Source organism: Streptomyces sp. NPDC040545 (assembly GCF_055595065.1).
Genome location: NZ_JBVIWA010000002.1, coordinates 428,266 through 452,101, shown reverse-complemented (window position 1 = coordinate 452,101; position 23,836 = coordinate 428,266). Strand labels below are relative to the sequence as shown.

The following is a 23,836-nucleotide window of genomic DNA, read 5'->3' as shown; positions in this document are numbered from 1 at the left end:
GACGCCTGATGGACGCGTACGGGCGGACACACGCCGAGGAAGCCGGCATCAAGCTGCGGAACACACCCTCGCCCCTCTACCAACTGCTCACCCTCTGCGTGCTGTTCTCCGTACGCATCAAAGCCGACATCGCGGTGGCCGCCGCCCGCGAGCTGTTCGGAGCCGGGATGCGGACACCCCGGGCGATGGCGGACGCCTCCTGGCAGGACCGAGTTGACGCGCTCGGCCGCGCCCACTACCGCCGCTACGACGAGAGCACGGCCACCGCGCTGGGCACCGGAGCGGAACTCGTCCTCGACCGGTACCGCGGCGACCTACGCCGGCTCCGCGAGGCCGCCGGTCGGGATCCCGACCGAATCCGCGAACTGCTGCGGGAGATCCCGAGGATCGGGCCGGTGGGAGCGGACATCTTCTGCCGCGAGGCCCAAACCGTATGGCCGGAGCTGCGCCCGTCGTTCGACGACCGCGCCCGCGAGGCCGCCGCCGAGCTCGGCCTCCCGACCTCGCCCGACCGCCTCGCCCGCCTGGTGGACACCGAAACCTTGCCGCGGTTGGCAGCCGCCCTGGTGAGGGTCCAACTGTCCAAGAACGCCGCCGATGACCTCCTCAGAACGGGCTGAGCCGCACGCCGCACATGCGCAGTCGGCCAGGGCAGGATCAGGTGATAGCGGCCCGGGGCCGGCCAAGCCTCCGGTGCAGGGTGGGAGGCCACCGACATTCGCCTACGGCCGTCACCGAGGTCAGCAACGGCGGAACGTGATCGGGGCCGATGCTGACCACCTGCTGACCTGGACCCTGACAGCAGGACGCTGACCTGCGGGAATGCCCAGATGTCAGGTGTTGGACTTGAACATGGTACGAAGCATGGAGAAACTCCCGGATTGTCGGCTCCCTGCCTGCTTTACGCAGGTCAAGGGCAGTGCCCCTACAACGGTTCGCTTCTCCGGTCGACGGGCGATCCGCCCCCGATTTGGTCCATATGTCCATCACGTATGTCTGCGGGTGCGCGGCACCGGACAGCACCACCACGACGATCACGGCGCCCCCGGCGGTGCACAAGGACACCGTCCGCTTCACGGACACCACCTGCTTCCTCGGGATCCGTAAGCCTGGTCGCCTCACGGTGCGCTCTCGAACTCCGGGGGCTCGGCGTCCTTGCCCGCTCACTTCGGGGTGATCGTGAACGGTTTCCACCCGAGGCCCGCCACGCATCCGGTGTCGGGCGCGGTCGGACGGGTGAGGAAGGACGCCAGCACCTTCTGGGCGCAGGGCGACTGCGGGACCACCCAGTGGCCGATGCCGGGGACCTGCACGGTGGTCGAACCGGGCAGCGCACGGGCGGTCTTCTGCGCCCAGCTCGCCCCGGTCTTCATGTCGCCCGTCCCGTTGATGAAGAGCGTCGGCACCGAGCTGACGGGCGCCACCCGCACCGTGGCGGTGCGGTCCGGGACGTTCCAGACACGGCACACCTGGTCCTGGAAGGCCAGTTGAGGTGCCTGGGCCAGGACCGGGTCCGGCCAGCCGGGGAAGGCCCGGCGGCCCGCCTTCAGCACGTCGGTCGCCGAGTGGTCCGGCACCCACTCGCTGCACACCACCGAATTCGTCAGACCGTGGGCGCTCTGGCCGACGACCGGGACCGAGCCGGCGGCGCGGGCCCGGGCGAAGCGCTCCGGACGTCCGCGGGCGAGTTCGTCGATCGCCGCCGGGACCTCGGCGAACGGGATCGCCTTGGCCACCAGCAGGTTGACGATCGCGCCGCCGTCGAGGACGACCTTCACCGGGTCTCCGCCCTGCGGCGGCTCGACGTTCAGCGTCAGCGGATGGGCTTCCAGTGTGCGCACCTGCTCGTTCAGGGTGCCCTCGAGGTCCGGGTAGCGGCTCTTGCACGCCGGTTCCGCCGCGCAGGCCTTGTAGAGGTTTTCGAGGCCCTCCCGGGCGCCGGCCCAGGCGAAGGGCAGGGAGACGTCCTGCGGAGGGGCGATCGAGTCGAACGCCACCGCGCGGATCCCCTGCGGGTGCAGGCGCAGGTAGGTCAGGGCCAGGTTGCTGCCGTAGGAGTGGCCGTAGACGTTCCACTGCTTGATGCCGAGCGCGGTGCGCAGGTCGGCGAAGTCGGCGGCGTTCTCGGTGCTGTTGTAGGCGCTGAGGTCGGTTCCGTCGGCCGTCAGGCGGGCGCGGCACTGCTTCACCGCGTCGAGCATCAGCTTTTCCGTCCGCGGTGCGTAGGAGGGGAGGCCGACGGACGTGGCGTAGAAGCGGTCCAGCTCCGGGCAGGCGAGGTTGGGCTCGTCGTAGAGATTGCCGCGCTGGGCCATGACGATCAGTTCGCGGTCCCGGTTCAGGCCGGAGGAGACGAGGAACGGGATGTCGTCGAAGGTCTCGCCACCGGGACCGCCCGACATGAACACCACGGGGTCCTGGGCGGGCTTCGCCGAGGCGGCCGGGATGACCGCGACGGCCAGCCGGATGGTCCGGCCGCCGGGCCGGGCACGGTTCTCGGGGACCTCCAGGAATCCGCACCGGGCGGTGGCCAGCGCCTCGATCGGCTCAGGCGTCGTGGGGCAGGGACCCGGCACGAAGCGTGACGCTACGGCCCTGGCGGGGCCGGTGACGATGCCGGCATCGGCGTTCCGTGGGGCGGCGCCCGCCGATGTCGGGCCGAGTGCCGCCAGGAGGGCGAGGCCCGCGCCGGCGACTGCCATCCCGTCGCGGTAGCTGTGCTCTGCCATGTGATCCCGTTCCTCTGCCGATCGACGGCCGGCCACCGGGCGACGCAGCGGCGGTATGGGCGGAACGCACGTAATCGACGTTACCGGCCGGTCCGCAGACGTGCACACGGACGGCCGCAGACCCGCCCCCGCGACGCCCCCTGCGACGTCACGTGCGGGCCGCCCCGCTGCCGACGGCCCGCAGAGGTTGGAGGATGGAGTATGAGCAAAATCCGGGAGCACTCCCGCGCCGGCTGCTCGGTTCGGCCATGAGCTCCTCCGCTCGCGCTCGGCCTCCTCGTTCAGAGCGCCGCCAAGACCGCCAGGATCACGCCCCACCCCCCGAGGGAAGGGCGCGGCGGCCACAGCGTCTTTCCTCCCTCCTGAGCGTGCGCAGCGTGGCCGGCGAGGTGTTCCTCCTGCAGCTGACCGTCGTGATCCTGCTCGTCGCCGCCGCGGTCGTGGCGCTCGTCGTGCAGGCCCAGAGCTCCGCCATGCTGGACGCCCGGCACCGTACGCTCGCCGCGGCCGGAACGTTCGCGGAGTCTCCGGGGATCGTCGCCGCCGTGCACAGCCCCCACCCCAGCGCGGCGCTTCAGCCGAGCGCCCAGGCGGCCGCGGAGATCGCCGGGGTCGACGGGATCAACGTGTACACACTCGACGGGCTCACCCTCGCCCACAGTGACCCGCGGCAGATCGGCAAGCGCGTCGTCGGCCCCTTCGCCCAAGCGGCGGCCGGCAAGTCCTTCACCGAGACGTTCACCGGGTCCCTGGGGAAGTCCGTGGTCTCGGTGGTCCCCGTCAAGGACGCCGACGGGAAGGTCGTCGCCATCGTCTCCTCCCCGGTCACGGTCCAGAACGTCCAGAGCATGGTCAACGGGCAGCTGCCGGTCGTCCTCGGCACCGCGGCGGGCGTGCTCGCCCTGTCGGCCGGCGGGACGGCTCTGGTGAGCCGCCGGCTGCTGCGCCGGACGCACGGCCTGGGACCGGCCGAGATGACCAGCATGTACGAGCACCACGACGCGGTGCTGCACGCGGTGCGCGAGGGCGTACTGATCATCGGCGGCGGGGGACGGCTGCTGCTGGCCAATGACGAGGCACGGCGGCTGCTGGATCTGCCGGCGGACGCGGAGGGGCTGCCCGTCACGGACCTGGGTCTGGAGGAGGAGATCGCCGGTCGGATCGCGTCGGGCCGTTCCGCGACCGACGAGCTGCACATGGCGGCCGACCGGCTGCTGGCGGTGAACATCCGGCCCACCGCCCCCTACGGGAAGGCCGGGACCGTCGTCACGCTGCGCGACACCACCGAGCTGCGGGCACTCGCCGGCCGGGCCGAGGTGGCTCGCGAGCGTCTGAAGCTGCTGTACGACGCGGGGGTGCAGGTCGGAACGACGCTGAACGTGGAGCGCACCGCGGAGGAACTGGCGGAGGTGGCGGTCCCGCGGTTCGCCGACGTGGTCACGGTCGACCTGCTGGACCCGGTGCTGCGCGGCGAGGAGCCGCCCGAAGTGATCACCGAGATGCGCCGCACCGCCGTCGTCGGTCTGGGGGGCGACCACCCGCTCTCACCCGTCGGCGAGCTGATCCGGTTCGGGCCCACCGGACCCATGGCCGCCGGGCTGGCCGAAGGCCGTGCGGTCCTGGAGGCGGACCTGCGCGCCAGCCACCGCTGGCGGGCCCAGCACCAGGCCAACGCCCTGCAGATCCTGGACCGCGGCATCCACTCCCTGATCGTCGTGCCCCTGCGGGCCCGGGGCGTGGTGCTGGGCATGGTCGGCTACTGGCGGGGGCAGGACTCCCCGCCGTTCGACGGGGAGGACGTGTCCTTCGTCGAAGAGCTGACCGCCCGGGCGGCACTGTCCGTCGACAACGCCCGCCGCTACACCCGCGAGCACGACATGGCCGTGACCCTGCAGCGCAGCCTGCTGCCCCGGGGCGTGCCGGAGCAGTCCGCCGTCGAGGTCGCGCACCGGTATCTGGCCGCCCAGGCCGGGGTGGGCGGTGACTGGTTCGACGTCATCCCGCTGCCGGGCACCCGGGTGGCCCTGGTGGTCGGCGACGTCGTCGGCCACGGTCTCCACGCCGCCGCCACCATGGGCCGCCTGCGCACCGCGGTGTACAACTTCTCCACCCTCGACCTGCCCCCGGACGAGCTCCTGAGCCACCTGGACGAGCTGGTCGCGCACATCGACACCGACGGCCAGGAGTGGCAGGGGATCACCGGAGCCACCTGCCTGTGCGCCATCTACGACCCCGTCTCGGGGCAGGTGACCGCCGCCTCGGCCGGGCACCCGGGGCCCGCTCTCGTAGACCCCGACGGAACCGTGTCCTTCCCCGAGGTGCCGGTCTCCCCGCCGCTGGGCCTGGGCGCGGGAATGCCCATGGAGACCATGGCGCTCACCCTGCCCGAGGGCTCCCGGCTGGCGCTCTTCACCGACGGGCTGATCGAGAGCCGCGACCATGATCCGGACGCCGGCCTGGCCGCGCTGCGCGCCGCTCTGTCCGGGCCCGCCCGCACCCCGGACGAGACCTGCACCGCGGTGATCGACGCGATGCTGCCCTCCAGGCCCAGCGACGACGTCGCGCTGCTGGTGGCCCGCACCCGCCTGCTGGATCCGGCGCGGATCGCCGAATGGGACGTGGCCCCCGACCCCGCGGCCGTGTCCCCGGTGCGCAACGCCTGTGCCCGCCGACTGGCGGAGTGGGGCCTGGAGGACATCTCGTTCACCACGGAACTCATCCTCAGCGAGCTGCTGACCAACGCCGTCCGCTACGGCACCCAGCCCATCCGGGTGAGGCTGCTGTACGACCGCTTCCTGGTCTGCGAGGTCTCCGACGGGTCGAGCACCTCCCCGCACCTGCGCCGGGCCGCGGACACCGACGAGGGTGGCCGCGGCCTGTTCCTCGTCGCGCAGTTCGCCGAGCGCTGGGGCACCCGCTACACCGATCGCGGCAAGATCATCTGGAGCGAGCAGGCGCTCCACGAGGGGGACGCACCGGCCTCGCTGGACCTCGGGGAGGCGCTCCTGGCCGCGTGGGACGACGAGGGGTTCTGAGAACGCGCCGCTACGACAGCCGCAGGGAAGACGGCGGACACCACGGCCCGGGACTGCGCCGTCGGCGCTGCCGAACGTACGCTGGCCTCGATCGGTACGCGACCGCCCGTTATGGAGCCTTTGTGCCCGCACCCCGTCTCCGGACAGCCTTCGTCGCCGCCCTCCTGGTCCTCGCGGTGGCGCCCCTCGGCGCCTGCGGGGACGAGCCCGTCGCCGCACCGAGGGAACCCGCGGTGGCCACCTCCGCCGCGGACGCCGGCGGGATGGCGGCACTGACCGCGGCGGCGAAGAAGGAGGGCTCGCTCAACGCGATCGCCCTCCCCCGTGACTGGGCCAATTACGGCGCCCTGATCGACGGCTTCGAGAAGAAGTACGGGATCAAGGTCAGGGTGGAGAACCCGGACGGCACCAGCCAGGACGAGATCGACGCCCTGAAGGAGCACCGGCGCGACGGCAGCGCCCCCGACGTGATCGACGTGGGGAGCTCGTTCGCCCAGTCGGCGGCCCGGCAGGGCCTGCTCGCTCCGTACGAGGTCGCCGCGTTCGACCAGATCCCCGAGGAGCAGAAGGACAAGCACGCCCGCTGGTACAACAACTACGGCGGCTACATCTCGATCGGCTGTGACGCCAAGCGGGTGAAGACCTGCCCGTCGACCTTCGCGGATCTGCGCAAGCCCGAGTACAAGGGCCAGGTCTCGCTGAACGGCGACCCCACCAAGTCCGGCTCCGCCTTCGCCGGCGTGTACGCGGCGGCTCTGGCGAACGGGGGGTCCTTCGACAACATCCAGCCGGGAATCGACTTCTTCGCCGAGCTCAGCAAGAACGGCAACTTCATCCCGGCCCAGTCCTCACCGGAATCGATCGCGAAGGGCCAGACCCCGATCAGCATCGACTGGGACTTCCTCAACCTCGGATACGCCGACCAGTTCCGCGAGAAGGGCACGGACGTCGACTGGCGGACCGCCATCCCCTTCGACGGCAGCTTCGCCGAGTACTACGCCAACGGGGTGAACAAGGACGCCCCGCACCCCGCGGCGGCCCGTCTGTGGCAGGAGTACGTCTTCAGCCCGGAGGGCCAGAACCTCCGGCTCGGCGCCTACGCGCGCCCCGTCCTCATGGACGCCATGAAGGAGGACGGCACCCTCGACAAGGCTGCGGCGGAGAATCTGCCGACGGTCGAGGGCACCCCGACGTTCCCGACGCAGGAGCAGAGCGAGAAGGCCCGCGAGACCGTCAACCGCAACTGGGCCGAGGCCGTCTGGGGCTGAGGTCCGTCCGGGCGCCGGGCCGGTAGCGGTCGGCTGCCGAGAGGAAGGCGTCGTTCTCCTCCGGCAGACCGACCGTGACGCGGACGCCGTCCCCGGGGAAGGTCCGTACGAGCACTCCGTGGCGGGCGCAGAAGTCGGCGAAATCGGCGGCCTCCTCCCCCAGCGGCAGCCATACGAAGTTGGCCTGCGAGGGGGTCACCGGGTGGCCGTGGCGCGTCAACAGGGTCTGCAGCCGCCGCCGTTCCCGGACGATCGCCTCCGAGCGCGAGCGAACCTCCTCGGGGCGGTCGAGTGCGGCGAGGGCCGCGGCCTGGGCGAGCCTGCTGACCGCGAAGGGGACGGACACCTTGTGGACGGCGGACACCACGGCCGGCGCCGCCACGCAGTACCCGATGCGCACGCCGGCGAGCCCGTACGCCTTCGAGAAGGTGCGCAGCACCGCCACGTTCGGGCGGCCGCGGGCGAGCTCGACGCCGTCCGGCACGTCGGGATCGTCGACGAACTCCCGGTACGCCTCGTCCAGTACGACCAGGATCCGGTCGGGGAGGCGGTCGAGGAACGCGCGCAGCTCGCGGCCCCCGACCGCCGTCCCGGTGGGGTTGTTGGGGTTGCAGACGAAGACGACGCGGGTGGCGGGGGTGACCGCCGCGAGCATCGCCTCCAGATCGTGCCGGTGGCCCGCGTCCAGGGGGACGGTGCGGGCGCGTACTCCGGCGACCCTGGCGAAGACCGGATACGCGTCGAAGGACCGCCAGGCGCACAGGACTTCGTCGCCCGGGCCGCAGAAGGCCTGGATCAGGTCGCGGCACAGGCTCACCGATCCGCAGCCCACCGCGATCCGCTCCCCGGGGACCGCCAGGTCGGCGGCCAGCCGGGCGACCAGGGTGTCGGAGAACCACTGGGGGTAGCGGTGGCCCTCGACGGCGGCGCGGGTGATGGCCTCGACCACGGCGGGCGGTGGCGGCAGCGGCCCCTCGTTGGAGTTGAGCAGGACGGCGTCGGGCGCCGTGCCGGGAATGTTGTAGTCGGGAACGGTGGCCAGGTCGGCTCTGATGGCGACACCCATGGGGCTCCTCGGCGTGTGCGGGCGCGGTCAGTTCGGGGCGAGGCGGAACACGTCGTCGGCCAGCAGCCGGATGCGGCGGTGGTCGGCGAGGAGCCGCTGCGGGCTGTCCCCGGTCAGGAAGACCCGCAGCGGGCTGGACAGCAGGTCGGTGGTGGGCCGCATCCGGTCCCCCGGGGCCAGCCGGGGCACCGCCAGGTGTACGGTGTCGAGGGCACGGATCCGGGCCAGGGCGTCCTCGTCCACGGCCTCGACGAGGCCGCCGCGGGTGGTCCGCACGTGGACGACCATCCCCTCGTGGTGCTTTCGGTACAGGGTGTCGCCGGGGTGCCCCCGCCGGTACTCCTCGGGGCGTACGCAGGCGAGTGCGAGCAGGTCGGCCTGGTTCCCGTCGAGGCACGCGTCGTGGTGGCCCGGGTCCATGATGCCGTCGAGCCGTGCGCCCACCTCGACGAGCACCGGCCCGGCGGCGGTCATCATGATCTCCGCGTGGGCGGCACCGAACCGGATGTCCAGGGCGTCGAGGACGGTGTCCAGGTAGGTGACGAGAGGTTCGACCACCGGCGCGCCGGGGTCGACCAGGACGTCCCGGTCGTAGACCGGCCGGGTCCCGACGAGGGTCTTGTCGTAGCGCCAGACCCCGCACACGTGGCGTGCGCCGCCGGGGCCCCTGATGACGTCCACGATGTACTCCGTGCCGTCCAGGAAGGACTGGGCGAGCAACTCGTCGTTGTGCCGGCCGAAGATGTCGCGGCTGCCGAGGATCTCGGCGGCGGCGGCGCGGACCTCGTCCGGGCCGCCACAGATCGAGACCTTGTCCGTGGAGGCGGAGCTGAGCGGTTTGACGACGACCGGGTAGCCGGTGGTGCGCGCCCAGGCGAGCACCTCCTCGACGTCGCCGGACTTCAGCTGGTCGGCGCAGCGGATGCCGGCGGCGCGCAGCGCCTCGATCATGCGGTACTTGTCGCGGCGCAGCGCGGAGGTGGCCGACGGGTTCCCGGGCAGGCCCAGCAGTTCGGCGGTCCGGTCGGCCGGCGGGACCCCGGTCTCCTGGCCGGGCAGCACCCCGCAGGGGTGGTAGGAGGCCAGCTCCTTCACCGTGCGGGCGGGGTCGGCCGCGTCCTGGACCACGTTGGCCAGGTACGGGCGCAGGTCCGGCGGGGGTACGCAGTCCAGGAACTCGGGCGTGCTCTGCAGGTGTACGACGTCCGCGCCGAGCCGGCGGAAGGCGGCGGGCAGGTACTTGCCGACCGAGTAGCCGTCGACGATCACGCCGACGGGCGCGGCGCGCCGGTCGCCGGCGTCGGAGCTGGAGTCGGAGGCGGCGGCGGAGGTGGAGGGCATTGCGGATCCCTTCTTCGCGGGTGTGCTCATGCGGCGGCGACGCTGACGCGGTGGACGGTCCGGGAGACGCCGGGCGGCAGGTCGGTGGCGACGTGGTAGGTGGTGGCGGTCTTCCACAGCAGCAGGTCGTGCGGGGTCCAGTGGTGGGTGTACGTGCGGTCGGGGTCGGCCAGGAGGGTGTCGACGAGGTCGAAGAACTCCTCGTTCTCGTTGGCGTCGAGGCCGACGACCCGGTCCATGTAGGCGCGGGCGGCGTACAGGAAGCGGCGGCCGGTGTGCGGGTCGCGGCGGACGACGGGGTGTTCGACGGCCGGGTACTGGCGGGCGACGAGGGCGCGGACCTCGGCGATGGACAGGCCCACGTGCTCGGGGGCGATGCGCTGCTGCTTGGTGAGGGTGTGCAGCCCGACGCGGTCCCACAGCAGGTCGCGCCACTCGTCGGGCAGCCGGTCGTAGACGTCGGCGGCGCTCGCGAAGACGGTGTGGCCGTGCCCCTCGGGCACATGGACGCCGTGCAGCACGGTGTAGGCGGAGGGGTCGGCGTCGAACGAGGAGTCCTGGTGCCAGAAGTGGCCGACCCGCTCGATCCCGATCGGCCGGCCGGCCTTGCGCTCGTTGGACGAGACGAGGATCTCGGCGAAATCGGGGTGGCGCCAGTCCGCGAGCAGGAAGGGGACGGGCCGGCCGATGCGGGCGGCGAGGCCGATCTGCTGCTGGGGGGTGAGATCGATGCCGCGGACGACGACGAGGTCGCGCTGGTGCAGGGAGTCGACGACGTCGGCGAAGACCTCGGGGCGGGTGAGTTCGGTGTGGGTGAGTCCGGTGTACTCGACGCCGATGAAGGGGGTCAGGTCACGCTTGTGCACGGTTCCTCCTTGTGCCAGGTGTACGGGTGGGTGCGGGCGGCGAGCAGCAGCAGGCAGGCGGCGCAGACCGCCGCTCCGGCGGCCGCCCAGGGGGCGCCCGGGTGGCCGGGGGCCGAGAGGTGCAGGGCGAGTTGCGGTGCCGCGATGAAGGCCAGGTTGACGCCGCCGGAGAACAGGCCCATGGTGCGGTCGGCGGCCGGGCCGGAGAGCCTGCTGACGTAGTCGAGCAGTCCGGGGAAGACGACGATCTCCCCTGCCGTCCACACGAGGGTGGCGAGCACCAGCTCGGGCCCGGTGTCGGCCAGGGCCATGAGCAGGAAGCCGGTGCCCGCGAGGGCGTAGCCGATCAGCAGTGTCGCCAGGTGTCCGACGCGTGCCATGCGGATGTTGAGCGGGACCTCGAACAGGACGATCCCGGCGGCGTTGACGGTGAAGACGACGCCGGCCCAGTAGCCGGGCAGGCCGAGGCCCACGATGACGTAGGCGCCGGTGAAGACCGAGGGCAGCGCGTAGGCCAGCTGGATGGGCAGCGAGAGGCCGAACACGGTCCAGAACCGGGTGCGTTCGGCCGCCGTCGGGCGGGCGGTGCGGCGCGGTGCGGCTTCCTTCTCCGGACCGCCCCCGCCGGTGCCGGTGTCGGTGCCGGTGCCGGTGTCCGCGTACGGTCCCGCACCGGCCGGCCGGTGTTCGCGGCGCAGGTGCAGGAACGCCGCGGCCGACAGGACGCACGCGGCGTTGGCCCAGAACACGGAGTACGGGTCGAACGCGTAGAGCAGGGCCCCCAGGAGCGGGCCCGCGGACAGGCCGAGGTTGATGGCGAGCCGGTAGCAGGAGAAGGCGACCTTGCGCTGCTCGGGCCGTGACCCGGCGATCGTGGCCGCGTAGGCCGCCGGGGTGACGATCTCGTACGCGAACCCCCAGACCAGCACCCCCGCGGTGAGCGCGGGCAGGCCGTGCAGCAGCGGCACCACCGTGACCGCGGCGGCGCCCAGCAGGAAGCCGCCCCGCATCAGCGCGTACGGGTGCAGCCGGCCGAGGAGCCGGCCGGCGGCCAGGTCCGCGGCGAGGGCGCCGACCCCGAAGGCGGTGACGACCAGGCCCGCCCCGGCCGCGTCCAGGCCGCCGCCGCCCAGCAGGTGGGGGGTGAGGAAGGGGTAGGCCATGGTGCCGGTGCGGAAGAGCAGGGTGGTGAGGAACAGGGTGCGCAGGGGCGGGGCGAGCCCGGCCACGGTCCGCAGGGTCTCAAAGGGCACGGTGGGTCCCGGCCGGCCGGCGGGCGAGGACGGCGCCGGGGTTGAACAGGCCCGCCGGGTCGAGAGCGTCCTTGAGAGCGCGGTGCACGCGCAGCGCCACGGGTCCCAGTTCGTGTTCCAGCCAGTCCTGCTTGAGTTTGCCGACTCCGTGCTCGCCGGTGATGGTGCCGCCCAGGGACAGGGCGAGGGACAGGATCGCGTCGAACGCCGTCCGGGCGCGGGCGTACTGCTCGGTGTCGGCGCCGTCGTAGAGGACCGTGGGGTGCATGTTGCCATCGCCCGCGTGGCCGACGACCGCGACGGTGAGCCCGGCGTCGGCGCCGATCCGCGTGCAGCCCTCGATCAGTTCGGCGATGCGGGTACGGGGCACGGCGACGTCCTCGGTCATGCAGGCGCCCCGGGCTTCGAGGGCGGCGAGGCTCACCCGGCGGGCGCGCAGCAGCAGGGCGCCCTCCGCCGCGTCCTGCGTGGCGTGCGTGTACACCGCGCCCGCCTGCCGGAACACCCTTTCCATGTGGTCGAGTTCGGCTTCGCGTGCGGCTCCGGGCGCGTCGGACTGGCACAGCAGCAGGGCCTGGTCCCCTTCGCCCACGAGCTCGGTGCCCAGGTAGGCGGAGCTCGCGCGCAGCGAGGTCGCGTCCATGATCTCCATGAGCGAGGGCACGAGGCCGGCCCGGACGATCCGGTTGACGCTGGCGCCGGCCTGGGCCACCGAGTCGAAGGCCGCGATGACGGTGCCGGGTGCGGCGGGCAGCGGGCGCAGGGCGAGGGTGGCCCGCGTGATGATGCCGAGGGTGCCCTCGCTGCCGACGAGGAGGCGGGTGAGGTCGTAGCCCGCGACGCCCTTGACGGTGCGGCGGCCGGTGCGCAGGAGGGAGCCGTCGGCGAGGACCGCCTCCAGGCCGAGCACGTAGTCGGCGGTGACCCCGTACTTGCCGCAGCACAGGCCGCCGGCGTTGGTGGCCAGGTTGCCGCCGAGGGTGCACGTCTCGAGGCTGGAGGGGTCGGGCGGGTAGTACAGGCCGTGGGCGGCGGCGGCCGTCTTCAGGTCCTGGTTGACCACGCCGGGCTCGACGACGGCGAGCCGGTTGTCCGGGTCGAGTTCGAGGATCCGGTTCATCCGCGTCGTGACCAGGACGACGCAGCCGTCGACGGCGTTGGCGGCGCCGGTCAGGCCCGTTCCGGCGCCCCGGGGGACGAGGGGGACGCCGGACGCCGCGCAGGCCCGTACGCATGCCTGCACCTGCTCGGCCGAGGCGGGCAGGACCACGGCGAGCGGCCGGCCGTACGGGGCGAGAGGCATCATGTCGTGGGCGTACCCGGCGGTGGCGTCCGGGTCGGTGACCAGGGCGCCGTCGCCGTCGAGGGCGGCGCGGAGGGCGTCCAGGAGGGCGGCGGTCATACGGGCCGCCCGTCGGCCCCGGTGACGAGGATCGCCCGGGCGGGGCACAGGTCGGCGGCTTCCAGGACGGCGCCGGCGAGGTCCTCGGCCGGTTCCGGGTCCAGCAGCAGGACGACGCCGTCGGCCTCGTCCTGGTCGAAGACCGTGCCGGCGGACAGGACGCAGTGGCCGGCGCCGACACAGCGCTCGGGATCGAGGGTGACCTTCACGGGGTCGGCTCCTTCGGGGCGGGGGACGGACGGTGGCCGGGCGGTACGGAGGCGCCGGGCGGGTACGGGACGGCGGCCCGGGCGCGGCGGCGGATCACCACGTCACGGGCAGGGCGTGCACCCCGTACACGGCCATGTCGGACTTGAAGCGGATCTCCTCGAGGGGCACTGCGGTGCGCAGGGTCGGGATCCGGCGGGCCACGGCGGCGTAGACCTCCTGGAGCTCCACCCGGGCCAGCGCCTGGCCCATGCACTGGTGGGGCCCGTAGCCGAAGGCGAGGTGTCCGTGGGCGCGGGAGCCGGGGTCGAACTCCTCGCCTGCGGGGAAGCGTTCGGGGTCCCGGTTGGCGACGTCGATCGAGGCGACGACGCCCTCCCCGGCCCGGACGAGCCGGTCGCCGACCGTCACGTCCTCGACGGCGATCCGGCGGATGCCGCGCTGGACCACGGTGAGGTGGCGCAGCATCTCCTCGACGGTGCCGGCGAGCAGTCCGGGGTCGTCGTCCGCGCCGAGGGCGGCGAAGTGGCCGGGGTGGCGCAGCAGGGTCAGCACCCCGAGGGAGATCATGTTGGCGGTGGTGTCGTGGCCGGCGGTGAGCAGCAGGAGCGCCATCGCGGCGAGCCCGCGCCGGGTCATGGTCCCGTCGGGCAGGTGCCGGGCGGCCATGCGGCCGATGAAGCCGTCCCGCGGTTCCCGCTCGCCCGCGGCGACGAGCTCCTCCAGGTAGTCCTGGAGGGCCTGCCGGGCGGCGGCGGCGCTCTCGGTGGTGCCGGCGACGACGTTCATGGTGTGGGTCAGACCGCGGAAGAGCTCACGGTCCTCGAAGGGCACGCCGAGGAACTCGCAGATGACGGTGAGCGCGACGGGCAGGGCCAGGTCGGCCACGAGGTCGGCCTCGGTGCCGCGGAGCATACGGTCCAGGCAGCCGTCGACGACGGCGCGCACGGCCGGGCGCCGCTCCTCGGCGCGTTTCACGGTGAACTCGCCGAGCACCAGGCGCCGTACGGCGTCGTGCTGCGGGTTGTCCATGATCAGCAGGGTCGGTTCGACGGCGGTCTCGGCGAGGGCGACGGCGCTGGACAGCGGGTAGCCGGGGCGGCTCTTGTCCGCGCTGAACCGGGGGTCGGCGAGGACGGTGCGGGCGTCGTCGAAGCGGGTGAACAGCCAGGGCCGGACCCCGTTCCACAGCGTCACGCGGGGCACGGTGCCCGCGTTGCGGATGTCGGTGGCCTCCTGCGGTGGGGCGAACGGGCACTGCCGGTCCATGGGGAAGTGCGGGGCCGCTGTCTGCGGGCCGGTCGCACGGTCGGTCGTACGGGCGGTCGTCCGGTCGGTCGTCGGGTCGGTCGTCGGGTCGGTCATGCGCGGGTGCTCCGGTCGAGGTTCTGCCACCAGCGGCCGACGAGGTCGTCGTCCAGGGCGGGCGGGAAGATGCCGTGGGCCCGCAGGGCGGCGAGGGTGGCATCGTTGCGGTGGTCGGGGAGGCGGCCGTCCGGGTGGTCGCGCAGGTCCCTGAAGTACTCGCGGTAGGCGAGGGCGGGCAGCGCGGTGCCGCCGGCCTCGGCGGCGGCCAGGCGGCCGAGCCAGGTGTCCAGCGGGACGGCGGGGGTGGTCCGGCCCGTGCGGCGGTCATGTACGGCGAGCAGTTCGGCCAGTGGCGTCCGCCGGGGGTGGTGCAGGTGGTGGACGGTGCCCGGGGCTCCGCCGGCGAGGGCCAGGGCGACCAGGGCCCGGGCCATGGTGTCCACGGGCAGTGCGTCGGTGGCGAGCCGCGGGTCGTCGGGGTGGCAGCCGAGGGCGGTGGAGGTGACGAGGAGCCGGCTGAGGAAGTCGTCCTCGCTGACGGCGCCGGTCGTGCTGCCGCCGGCCCGGCCGAGCCGGTAGATCCGGGCGTCGGCGCCGCGTTCGAGGGCCTGGGCGACGAGGTGCTCCGCGGCCCACTTGGCGGCCGCGTAGCCGCGGCCCCGGGGGTGGCGTTCCGCGGTGGCCGGGGTGGCCTCGGTGATGGTGCGCGGGCGGTCGCCGCCGGGTCCGGCGCGGAACACGCCGAGGGTGGAGACGTGGTGGAGGCGGGCCGGGCGGCCCTGGGCGCAGATGCGCAGGAGTTCGGCGGTGCCGCCCACGTTGGCGGCCGCCAGGTGGTGGAAGCCGGAGACGTGGTGGACCTCGGCACCGAGGTGGAGGACGGTCGTCGCGCGCAGGACGTGCTCCCGGTGGGCGCCGTCGAGACCCAGGCCGGGCCGGGTCAGGTCGCCTGGGACGGGCACGATCCGCGGGTCCGAGGCGTCGGGGCGCAGCCCGTGGCGGCGCAGGGCGGCGGACAGCCGTCGGCGGGCGGCGCCGGTGTCCGCGGCCCGGACCAGGCACAGGACGGGGCCCGTGGTGCGGTCCAGCAGCTCGGCCAGGACGTGGGAGCCCACGTATCCGGTGGCTCCGGTGAGCAGGACGGTGTCGTGCGGGTCGAAGGGACCGGGGCGCCTGGGGAAGACGATGCCGGGGTCGAGCCGCGCGTCGTCGGGTCCCACGGGCCGCGGAGCCGGTCTGGCCGGCCGGCCGCCGGGCCGGCTTCGCGCGGGCGCCTCGGCCGGGGCGGACCCCTCCAGCAGGCGGGCCACCTCCCGTACGGTCGGTGCGGCGAGGAAGTCGGCCACGGCGATGCGGACGCCGTGCTCCCGCTCGAGGCGGCCCAGGAGCCGGATGACGTGCAGGGAGTGGCCGCCCTGTGCGAAGAAGTCCTCGTCCGGGGAGCCGGCCGGTCCGCCCAGTACGTCCTCCCACAGGGCGAGCAGCCGCCGCTCGGTCCCGTTCGCGGGGCCGTCGGCGGCGCCGGCCGGGTACGGCCGCTGCCGTCGGGCGGCCAGGTGGGCGGCGAGCGCCGGCCGGTCGGCCTTGCCGTGGCTGCCGGTGGGGATGGCGGGGACGGGTACGGCCAGCCGGGGCACCATGTGGGCCGGGAGCAGCCGGGCCAGGTGGGCGCGGGCGTCCCGGGGGGCGGCCGTGCCGACGTAGCCGACGGCGAGTTCGGCGCCGTCCCCGGCGCCGAGGAGGACGGCGACGGCTTCCCGGACACCGGGGTGTTCCGCGAGCGCGGCCTCGATCTCACCGAGTTCGATGCGGAAGCCGCGCAGCTTGATCTGGTGGTCGAGCCGGCCGAGGTAGTCGATCGATCCGTCGGACAGCCGGCGCACCCGGTCCCCGGTGCGGTAGCAGCGGCCGGCGCCGGCGAGTGCGGGCCGGGTGGTGAACGACCCGGCCGTCCGCTCGGGGTCGCCCAGGTAGCCGTCGCCGAGTCCGGCGCCGGAGAGCCACAGTTCGCCGGGGACGCCGGTGGCCGCGAGCCGTCCGTGGCGGTCCACGACGTGGGCCGCGGTGCCGGGCAGGGCGGTGCCCACGGGGACGCGGGCACGGTGGTCCGCGGGATCGGCCCGGTGGGTGGTGGCCAGGATCGCCGCTTCGGTCGGGCCGTAGCCGTTGACGACGATCCGGTCTCCGGCGAAGTGCCGGGTGTCGTGGACGTCCGCGGGTTCCCCCGCGACGAGCAGCACGCGTACGCCGGCCAGGTCGGGACGGTCCAGGGCGCGCAGCAGGGAGGGCACGGTCACCATCACGGTGACCCCGGCGGTGCGCAGGGTGCGGGTGAGGGCCGGGCCGTCGGCGCGGGTGGCGTCGTCCGCGTAGACCAGGGTGGCGCCGGAGACGAGCGGCATGAACTGCTCGAAGGCGGCCACGTCGAAGCCGGGCGAGGTCAGCTGGAGCCACACGTCGTCCGCGGTGAAGGGGTGCCGGTCGAGGCAGGCGAGGAGGGTGTTGGCGACCGCGCGGTGGGGGACGGCGACGCCGCGGGGGCGCCCGGTGCTGCCGGAGGTGTAGATGACGTACGCGGGGGCGGCCCGATCGCCGGGGTGCGCGGCGGGCGGGGTCCGCTCGCCGGGGGCGGTGAGGGCCTCGATGTCCAGGACGGGCGGGCCCGAGCCGTCCGTACCCGGCCCGAACAGCGTGTCGGCGGTGTCCTTGGCACAGACCAGCGCGCCGGCATCGGCGTCGGCGATGCAGTGGCGCAGCCGCTGCGCCGGGTACGCCGGGTCGAGCGGCACGTACGCGGCCCCGGCCTTGAGCACGCCGAGGAGGGTCGTGACGAGGAGCGGGGAGCGCTCCAGGCACACGGCGACGCGGTCGCCGGGCCGGATCCCGCGGGTGGCGAGGCGGGCGGCCACGGTGTCGGAGAGCCGGTCGAGTTCGGCGTAGGTGAGGCTGGTGTCGGCGCCGACGACGGCGGTCTTGTGCGGGCGGGCGGCGACCTGCCGGGCGACGAGGGCGGGCAGGGTGGTCTCCGCCGCCCGGGGGCCCGGCTCCGGGGCGCGGCTCAGCCGCTCGTACTCCCCCGGTTCGTACAGGGTGACGTCGCGCAGCGGCGGGTCGCCGTCCGCGAGGCGGTCGAGCACGGCGGCGAGCTGTCCGGCCAGCCGCTGTGCGGTGGCACGGTCGTAGAGGTCGGTGCTGAACTCGACCTCGATGCCGAGGCCGTCGCCCTCCTCCTGGAAGGTGAAGGACAGCTCGAAGGTGGCGGTGTCGCGGTCGCCGGCGTCCCAGGGTGCGGTCCGCGCGCCGGGCAGCTCCAGCGGGTGCGGGCGGCGCTGCCGGTGGTTGACCACGGCATGGAAGGGGACGGCCGCCCGGCCGGGGGCGGCCGGGGCGAGTTCCCGGCCCACGGCCTGGAAGGGGACGTCCTCGTGGTGCAGGGCATCGGTGCAGGCGGCGCGGACGCGGGCGAGCAGGACACCGGCCGTGGTGTCCGCGTCCGCCTCCACGCGGACGGGCAGCAGGTTGACGAAGCAGCCTACGAGGCCCTGGGCCCCGGCCCGGTTCCGCCCGGCGGCCAGGGCGCCCAGGGTGAGGGTGTCGCGTTCGGTGTGGGCGGCCAGGACCGTGTACACGCCGGCCAGGCAGAACATGTACGGGCTGACGCCGTGCCGGCGGGCGGCCTCGGCGTGGCGCGCGTGCTGCGCGGAGCCGATCCGCAGCCGCACCCGGTCGCCGGATCCGCTGAGGACGGCGGGTCGGGCGTGGTCGGTGACCAGGTCGAGTGCGGCGGCGCCGCCGTCGAGTGCGCCCTGCCAGAACCGGGTCGCGGCGGTGAGCCGTTCGGGCCGGGGAGCGAGGGCGCCGCGCAGGTGCTCGGGGTAGCCCAGGTCCAGGGGCGGGAGGTCCGCGGCCGGGTCCGCGTACAGGGCGGACAGCTCGGACGTGAGGAGGTCCAGGGACCAGTCGTCGGCGATGGCGTGGTGGACGGCGAAGTGGAGGAGCGTGCTCCGGGCGTCCAGGGTGAGCACCAGGGTGCGCAGCAGCCGGGTGCCGTCGGCGTCCGGCTGCGCCGTGCGGTGCTCGGCGGCCAGGGCTCGGGCCAGGGCCTGGCGTTCGCCGGCCGGAACACCGGTGAGGTCGATGTGGCGCACCGCCGCGCCCGGGTCGGCGGTCAGGCTCTGCCGCGGGCCGTCGGCGTCGTGCCGTACGACGGTCCGCAGGGCGGCCTGGCGCCGGCCCAGCAGGCTCAGTGCGTTCCGCAGCCGGGACAGGTCGAAGGGGCCGTCGACGAAGTAGCCGCGTCCGATGACGTACCGGTCGGTGCTGCCGGTGGCCTCCTGCTCGAACCAGATGCCCTCCTGGGCGGGCGACAGCGGCAGCCCGCCGGGGTCCGCCCCGGGGGCGGCGGCCGTGGCGGAGCCGGGCCCCGGCGGTAGCGCCGCCCCGGTGACGGTGGCCTTGGCGGTGGCGGCCACGCGGGCCGCCAGGGCGCGGATCGTCGGGGTGGTGAAGAGGTCGGCGATCGTCAGGGCCGCGCCCTGGTCGCGTTCGAGGCGGGCGAGGATCGCCAGCGCGGACAGGGAGTCGCCGCCGGCGGTGAAGAAGTCGGTGTCCGGGCCGACGGCGCGGCCGAGAACGGCCTCCCAGTGCGCGGAGACGGCGCTCAGGACGGCGGCCTCTTCGCTGCCGCGGCCCGCCGGGGTGGAGATGGCCGGACCGGAGCCCGCCGCGGCCGCGCGGTCGGCGAGGGCGGCGAGCAGACGGCGGTCGGCCTTGCCGTTGGCGGTGGCCGGCAGTGCCGACAGCACGGTGACGGCGGCCGGAACCGCCGGTTCGGGCAGCAGCCGGGCGATGTGAGCGATGAGCGCGGCGGTCGGGACGCCGGGAGCGGCCGGGGCGACCGCGTCGGCCGGGGCCGGGACGACGAGATCGGCCTGGGCACCGACGGAGGCCGGGGCGCCGGGGGTGGAGGACTCGTCCGGGGCGGACGACACGTCCGGGGTGGGGTCGCCGACCGCTGCCAGGACCACGTACGCGGCCAGCCGGCGGGCGTCCGCGGCGCCGTACGGGACCACGACCGCCTCCCGGACCGCCGGGTGGGTCAGCAGCGCCCGTTCGGCCTCGGCCGGTTCGACGCGGTGGCCGCGGATCTTGACCTGGTCGTCGAAGCGTCCCAGGAAGGCGAGTTCGCCGCCGGGGAGCCGGCGGACCCGGTCACCCGTCAGGTAGGCGGTGCGGTCGGGCCGGCCGGGCTCGGGCACGAACCGCTCGGCGGTCCGCTCCGGCCTGCCGTAGTAGCCCTGGGCGACGCCCGGGCCGCCGATGCACAGTTCGCCCGCCTCGCCGGGCGCGGCCGGGGTGCGGTCGGGGCGCAGGACGTGGGCGGTGGCGCCGGCGAAGGGGCGGCCGATCGGCACCTCCTGCCAGTCCTCGTCCCAGTCGTCCGGGGTGTCGAAGGTCTGCCAGCAGGCGTAGACCGTGGTCTCCGTGGGCCCGTAGCCGTTGACGATCCGGCAGCCGGGCAGCTCGCGCAGGGCGGTACGTACCGCGTCCGCGTCGGCCCGGTCGCCGCCGGAGACGCACAGGCGCAGCCCGGCCAGGTCGGCGGTGATGTGTTCCATCGCCAGCCGGAACAGGGGGGCGGCCAGCCGCAGGACGGTCACGCCGTGGCGGGCGCACTCCCGGCCGATGTCGTGCACGCCGGGCCGGTCGGACCGCGGGAGCACGAGCCGGGCACCGTTGAGCAGGGCGCCCCAGATCTCGAAGACGGAGGGGTCCACGTGGAGCGGGGCGAGCTGGAGGACGGTGTCGTCGGCGGTCAGCCCGGCCTCGGGGGCGTGCGCCAGCGCGAGGACGGAGTGGTGCGCGACCTGAACGCCCTTGGGGGCGCCGGTGCTGCCGGAGGTGTGGATGACGTAGGCGGTCCGCCCGGCCTCGGGGGCGTACGGCGGGCTCTGGCCCAGGTCGAGATCGAGATCGAGGTCCGCGCCCGGGTCCGGTGCGTCCTCGTCGACGGGCAGGACCGTCACCGCGGCGGGCAGGAGGGCGCGCAGCCGCGCGGTGTCCTGCCGGGCGGCGAAGACGGTGCGCAGGTGGTTGTCGAGGACGAGGGCGCGGATCCGCTCGTCCGGCGCGTCGGGGTCCAGCGGCAGGTACGCGCCCCCGGCCAGCACCGTCCCCAGCAGGGCGGCGATGGTGCCGGGCGAGCGCCGGGCGCAGATCCCGACGCTCTCGCCGGGGGCCGTCCGGCCGGCGAGGCGGTGGGCGGCGGCCGCGGCCCGGACGGCGAGTTCGCCGTAGCCGATCCGGAGGTCGCCGTGGATCAGGGCGGTGCGGTGGGGGTGGGCCCGGGCCACGGCGGTGAAGGCCGCGCCGAGGGTGGTGGCGGTGGTGTTCACGGGGCCGCGGTCACCTCCTGCGGGTCGCGTTCCAGGGCCTCGACGACGCTGGCGGTGTCGAAGAGGTCGAGGTAGCGGGAGATGAGTCCGTCGCGGACGGTGAAGACGTTCATCCACTGCGCCTCGTAGCGTGCGCCGTTGGCGAGGACGTGGGTGCGGCTCACGCCCAGGACCACGACCCGGTCCCCGGCGTCGAGGTACTCGTAGGCCTCGCACTCCTGGACCCGGATCAGCTCGCGGACGATGGCGAAGAAGGCGCGGAAGCCCTCGACGCCCCGGTAGACGCCGGCCCACGGGAGCGAGGCGGGGCCGTGGTAGACCCACTCGAAGTCGGGGGCGAGCAGCGGCTCGATGTCGGCGAGGCGGCCCTCGTCGAACAGCCGGAAGAAGGTCCGGATCACTTCGACGTTCTGCGTGCTCATACGGTGCTCCTCGGATGCGTGGGTGTGTGGGACGGGCCCGGCTTCAGCAGGCCGGACAGGCGCTGGCCGAGCCGGAACAGGGCGGCGTGGGCGAGGAGCCGGGCCGGGCCGGTGCGGGAGAGCCTGCGGGCGCCGCGCATGACCTGGAAGATCTCCCGCTCGGTGGCGGTCAGGGGCAGCAGGAACACGTCGTAGACGACGAAGGCCCGGGCCCGGGTGATCCACCAGAGGATGAGGGCGTACGTCATCCACTCGCCCTCTGGGTCGACGAAGCGGCCGAGCACTCCGGGGACGCGTGGTTCGAGGCGGCCGAGCATGCCTTCGGCGAAGCGGCGGCCGATCACTCCGCGCGGCCCGGTGTCCATGGCGGCGAGTCCGGCGGCCACGAGGTCCGACAGGGCCCGGACGCGTTCGGGCAGGCCGAGGGCGTCGACCTGGCGGATGGCCTGGAGGGCGAAGTGGGCGCCCAGGGCGTGGGCGTGATGGGTGCGCAGTTCCTCGACCAGCTGCGGGTTGGCCCGGCGGGCCGACTCGTACACCTCGTCGGAGACGAGAGCGGCACCGGTGGGGAAGCAGCCGTAGCTCAGTGCCTTGGACAGGCTCATGAGGTCGATCCCGGGGAGCCGGCCGTGGTGGGCGAAGCGGGTGCCGCAGCGGTAGTAGGACGTCAGGATCTCGTCGACGCCGACGAGGTAGCCCTGTTCGGCCCGGCCCGCGGTGACGGCGTCGAGGAGGGGTCCGGGGATCGGGGCGTAGGCGTCGGAACTGCCGTGGACCAGTTCGATCCACACGAGTCCGATCTCGCCGGTGGCGGCCTCCTTGCGGAAGTCGTCGACGGCGTGCGGGGTGAAGGGGTCGATGTAGCGGATGTCGTCGTAGAGGGGGCCGAAGGGTGCGCGGGTGCGGCCGGCGGCGGTGGCCAGCAGGGAGACGAGGGTCTTGCCGCCGTAGTTGTGCTTGAAGACGACGATGCGCCGCCTGCCGTGGCGGGCGAGGCGGGCCAGGGTGATGGCGCTCTCGACCGCGGACGCGCCGCTGACCGCGGGGAAGGTGTGGGGCAGGCCGGTCTCGCGGGCCAGGAGCTGTTCGAGCTCGCGGACGTGGTCCCGGGCGGGGTCATGGTCGCGTACGACGTCGGTCAGCGCGTCGGCGGGGTTGTGGCCGGCCACGCCGAGCCCGGCCCCGCACAGCCCGTCGACCAGGTCCAGTTCGCGGCCGGAGTCGAGGCGGACGGTGAGCCGGGAGCCCTTGGCGCGGACGACGTTCAGCGCGCCGTGCAGCTTGCGGTGCATGCGGACGGCCATCGGGTTCACGTGGCGGGCGTACAGGTCGAGGGTGGCCTGCCGGTCGGCGGCGGCCGCCGCGAGGACGCGGTGCACCGGGGCGGCGGCGTCCCAGCGGGGGCGCAGCCGGGCACGGACGGCGCGCATGGCGACGCTGTTGCCGCCGTAGGTGTTGGAGTGCAGGAACCCGGTCTGCGGGGTGGTCCACGGCGCGAACGTGTCGTGGGTGCCGGTGAAGGCGCCGAACGGGACCTCGTACCCGGTGAGGGATTCGCCCAGGACGACGAGGTCGGGACGCAGCGCGGTGACGGCGGGGTCCGCCGGACTGTCCGGGGCGATGTCGCTGAGGTCGACGACGACGCGGGCCCCGGTGGCGCGCACGGTGCGGGCCAGTTCGACGACGGCGGCCAGGGCGCCGGCGTCGAGGAGTTCGGGGGCGCGGACGACGAGCCCGCACACGGTCGTGCCGTGCAGGGCGCTGCGCAGACCGGCGACGGTGGTGTGGGTGAGGAGGCCGGGGGCGAGGGCGCGGTCGGGGCCTTCGCCGAGCGGGTCGGCACGGCGGGCGAGGGTGCCGTCGGGGTCCAGGACCAGGACGCGGCCCTGGTGGGCGGCGGCGGACGCGGCGGCGCGGTGGCGCAGGAGTTTGACGGCACCGTGCAGGGCCTCGTAGCGGGAGTTGGCGAAGAAGCTGCGGTAGTGGGTGCCGGCCGGGCGGCCGCCCAGTTCCCGGACGAACTCGCTGACGAGGTGGCCGGCCTGGGCGGATTCGGTGGTCACGAACCAGGACGGCATGGCGAAGACGGGCTGTTCCTGCGCGATGAGGTCGGCCAGGATGCCGAGGGTCTGCGGGCCGGCCGGACGCAGGTGCGGTGCCTGGCCGGGGGCGGCGTGGGGGTTCGGGTTCATGACGCCATCTCGCTCGTGGAGGAGTCCCGGCGGTGGGTGTCCGGCGGGATCGCTGCGCTTGCGGTGCCTTGCGCTGCGCTTGCGGTGCGGTGCGGTGCCGTGCCTTGCGGGGTGCGGGTGCGGATGCCTTGCGGGGCGCGGGGTGAGGTGCGGGTGCGGGTGCGGACTGCCGAGGCGCGTAGGCGGCGGGATCACCGCCAGGCGGAGCGGGCGACGGCCCGGGGCCCGGCGAGTCGGCGGCGGAAGCCCCGCCGGGCAGCGCCGGCCGGTCGTGGCACCACTCCCCGGCGCGGAAGCCCTACCAGGCAGGGCCCGTGCCGGCACCGCGAACCGGCGGAGCCGACAGCGGAGC

The 23,836-nt window shown here is 74.3% G+C and carries 14 protein-coding genes; 3 read left to right on the top strand and 11 right to left on the bottom strand.

Annotated elements, in window-relative coordinates:
- Positions 1-8: 8 nt before the first annotated feature.
- On the top strand, positions 9-620 hold the full coding sequence (locus ACZ573_RS06810; RefSeq protein ID WP_471300007.1) for an endonuclease: 612 nt from the start codon (positions 9-11) through the stop codon (positions 618-620).
- Positions 621-1,163: 543 nt separating this feature from the next.
- Here ACZ573_RS06810 and ACZ573_RS06805 read toward each other — a convergent pair.
- Positions 1,164-2,729, bottom strand: a complete 1,566-nt coding sequence (locus ACZ573_RS06805) for an alpha/beta fold hydrolase (protein WP_471300004.1) — start codon at positions 2,727-2,729, stop codon at positions 1,164-1,166.
- Positions 2,730-3,097: 368 nt separating this feature from the next.
- Here ACZ573_RS06805 and ACZ573_RS06800 point away from each other — a divergent pair, with 368 nt between their 5' ends.
- Both ACZ573_RS06800 and ACZ573_RS06795 read left to right on the top strand, forming a co-directional pair.
- On the top strand, positions 3,098-5,764 hold the full coding sequence (locus ACZ573_RS06800) for a SpoIIE family protein phosphatase (protein ID WP_471300001.1): 2,667 nt from the start codon (positions 3,098-3,100) through the stop codon (positions 5,762-5,764).
- 122 nt (positions 5,765-5,886) lie between these two features.
- Positions 5,887-7,032: an ABC transporter substrate-binding protein gene (locus ACZ573_RS06795; RefSeq protein ID WP_471299998.1), complete on the top strand. Its 1,146-nt coding sequence runs from the start codon at positions 5,887-5,889 to the stop codon at positions 7,030-7,032.
- On the opposite strand, the gene hisC is transcribed toward ACZ573_RS06795, so the two are convergent.
- From hisC to ACZ573_RS06745, 10 genes are all read right to left on the bottom strand, one after another.
- Positions 6,998-8,098, bottom strand: coding sequence for a histidinol-phosphate transaminase (gene hisC / locus ACZ573_RS06790; protein ID WP_471299995.1), 1,101 nt, complete (start codon positions 8,096-8,098; stop codon positions 6,998-7,000). The two genes, ACZ573_RS06795 and hisC, sit on opposite strands and share 35 nt — an antisense overlap.
- Positions 8,099-8,125: 27 nt before the next feature.
- Positions 8,126-9,439, bottom strand: coding sequence for an ATP-grasp domain-containing protein (locus tag ACZ573_RS06785; protein WP_471299992.1), 1,314 nt, complete (start codon positions 9,437-9,439; stop codon positions 8,126-8,128).
- A gap of 26 nt (positions 9,440-9,465) precedes the next feature.
- Positions 9,466-10,305: a TauD/TfdA dioxygenase family protein gene (locus tag ACZ573_RS06780; RefSeq protein WP_471299989.1), complete on the bottom strand. Its 840-nt coding sequence runs from the start codon at positions 10,303-10,305 to the stop codon at positions 9,466-9,468.
- Positions 10,287-11,558 (bottom strand): MFS transporter, encoded by a 1,272-nt coding sequence (locus ACZ573_RS06775; RefSeq protein WP_471299986.1) that lies wholly within the window; start codon positions 11,556-11,558, stop codon positions 10,287-10,289. Before ACZ573_RS06775 ends, ACZ573_RS06780 begins: the two co-directional genes overlap by 19 nt.
- The gene (locus ACZ573_RS06770; RefSeq protein WP_471299983.1) at positions 11,548-12,960 is read right to left on the bottom strand and encodes an FAD-binding oxidoreductase; all 1,413 of its coding nucleotides are present in this window, start codon (positions 12,958-12,960) and stop codon (positions 11,548-11,550) included. The genes ACZ573_RS06775 and ACZ573_RS06770 overlap by 11 nt, the downstream gene beginning before the upstream one ends.
- On the bottom strand, positions 12,957-13,169 hold the full coding sequence (locus ACZ573_RS06765; protein ID WP_458638971.1) for a ferredoxin: 213 nt from the start codon (positions 13,167-13,169) through the stop codon (positions 12,957-12,959). The genes ACZ573_RS06770 and ACZ573_RS06765 overlap by 4 nt, the downstream gene beginning before the upstream one ends.
- A 94-nt stretch (positions 13,170-13,263) precedes the next feature.
- A complete protein-coding gene (locus ACZ573_RS06760) occupies positions 13,264-14,532 on the bottom strand; it encodes a cytochrome P450 (protein WP_471299980.1) in 1,269 nt (422 codons plus the stop codon).
- Positions 14,529-20,870, bottom strand: coding sequence for a non-ribosomal peptide synthetase (locus tag ACZ573_RS06755; RefSeq protein WP_471299977.1), 6,342 nt, complete (start codon positions 20,868-20,870; stop codon positions 14,529-14,531). Before ACZ573_RS06755 ends, ACZ573_RS06760 begins: the two co-directional genes overlap by 4 nt.
- On the bottom strand, positions 20,867-21,292 hold the full coding sequence (locus ACZ573_RS06750; RefSeq protein ID WP_471299974.1) for a nuclear transport factor 2 family protein: 426 nt from the start codon (positions 21,290-21,292) through the stop codon (positions 20,867-20,869). The genes ACZ573_RS06755 and ACZ573_RS06750 overlap by 4 nt, the downstream gene beginning before the upstream one ends.
- Positions 21,289-23,484: an aminotransferase class III-fold pyridoxal phosphate-dependent enzyme gene (locus ACZ573_RS06745; protein ID WP_471299971.1), complete on the bottom strand. Its 2,196-nt coding sequence runs from the start codon at positions 23,482-23,484 to the stop codon at positions 21,289-21,291. The genes ACZ573_RS06750 and ACZ573_RS06745 overlap by 4 nt, the downstream gene beginning before the upstream one ends.
- Between the last annotated feature and the right edge of the window lie 352 nt (positions 23,485-23,836).

What these genes read in the sequence shown, in the direction of transcription:
- ACZ573_RS06810 (WP_471300007.1), top strand. Translation starts at nt 9, where the DNA reads ATGGACGCGTACGGGCGGACACACGCCGAGGAAGCCGGCATCAAGCTG.
- ACZ573_RS06805 (WP_471300004.1), bottom strand. Translation starts at nt 2,729, where the DNA reads ATGGCAGAGCACAGCTACCGCGACGGGATGGCAGTCGCCGGCGCGGGC.
- hisC (WP_471299995.1), bottom strand. Translation starts at nt 8,098, where the DNA reads ATGGGTGTCGCCATCAGAGCCGACCTGGCCACCGTTCCCGACTACAAC.
- ACZ573_RS06785 (WP_471299992.1), bottom strand. Translation starts at nt 9,439, where the DNA reads ATGCCCTCCACCTCCGCCGCCGCCTCCGACTCCAGCTCCGACGCCGGC.
- ACZ573_RS06770 (WP_471299983.1), bottom strand. Translation starts at nt 12,960, where the DNA reads ATGACCGCCGCCCTCCTGGACGCCCTCCGCGCCGCCCTCGACGGCGAC.
- ACZ573_RS06760 (WP_471299980.1), bottom strand. Translation starts at nt 14,532, where the DNA reads ATGACCGACCCGACGACCGACCCGACGACCGACCGGACGACCGCCCGT.
- ACZ573_RS06750 (WP_471299974.1), bottom strand. Translation starts at nt 21,292, where the DNA reads ATGAGCACGCAGAACGTCGAAGTGATCCGGACCTTCTTCCGGCTGTTC.
- ACZ573_RS06745 (WP_471299971.1), bottom strand. Translation starts at nt 23,484, where the DNA reads ATGAACCCGAACCCCCACGCCGCCCCCGGCCAGGCACCGCACCTGCGT.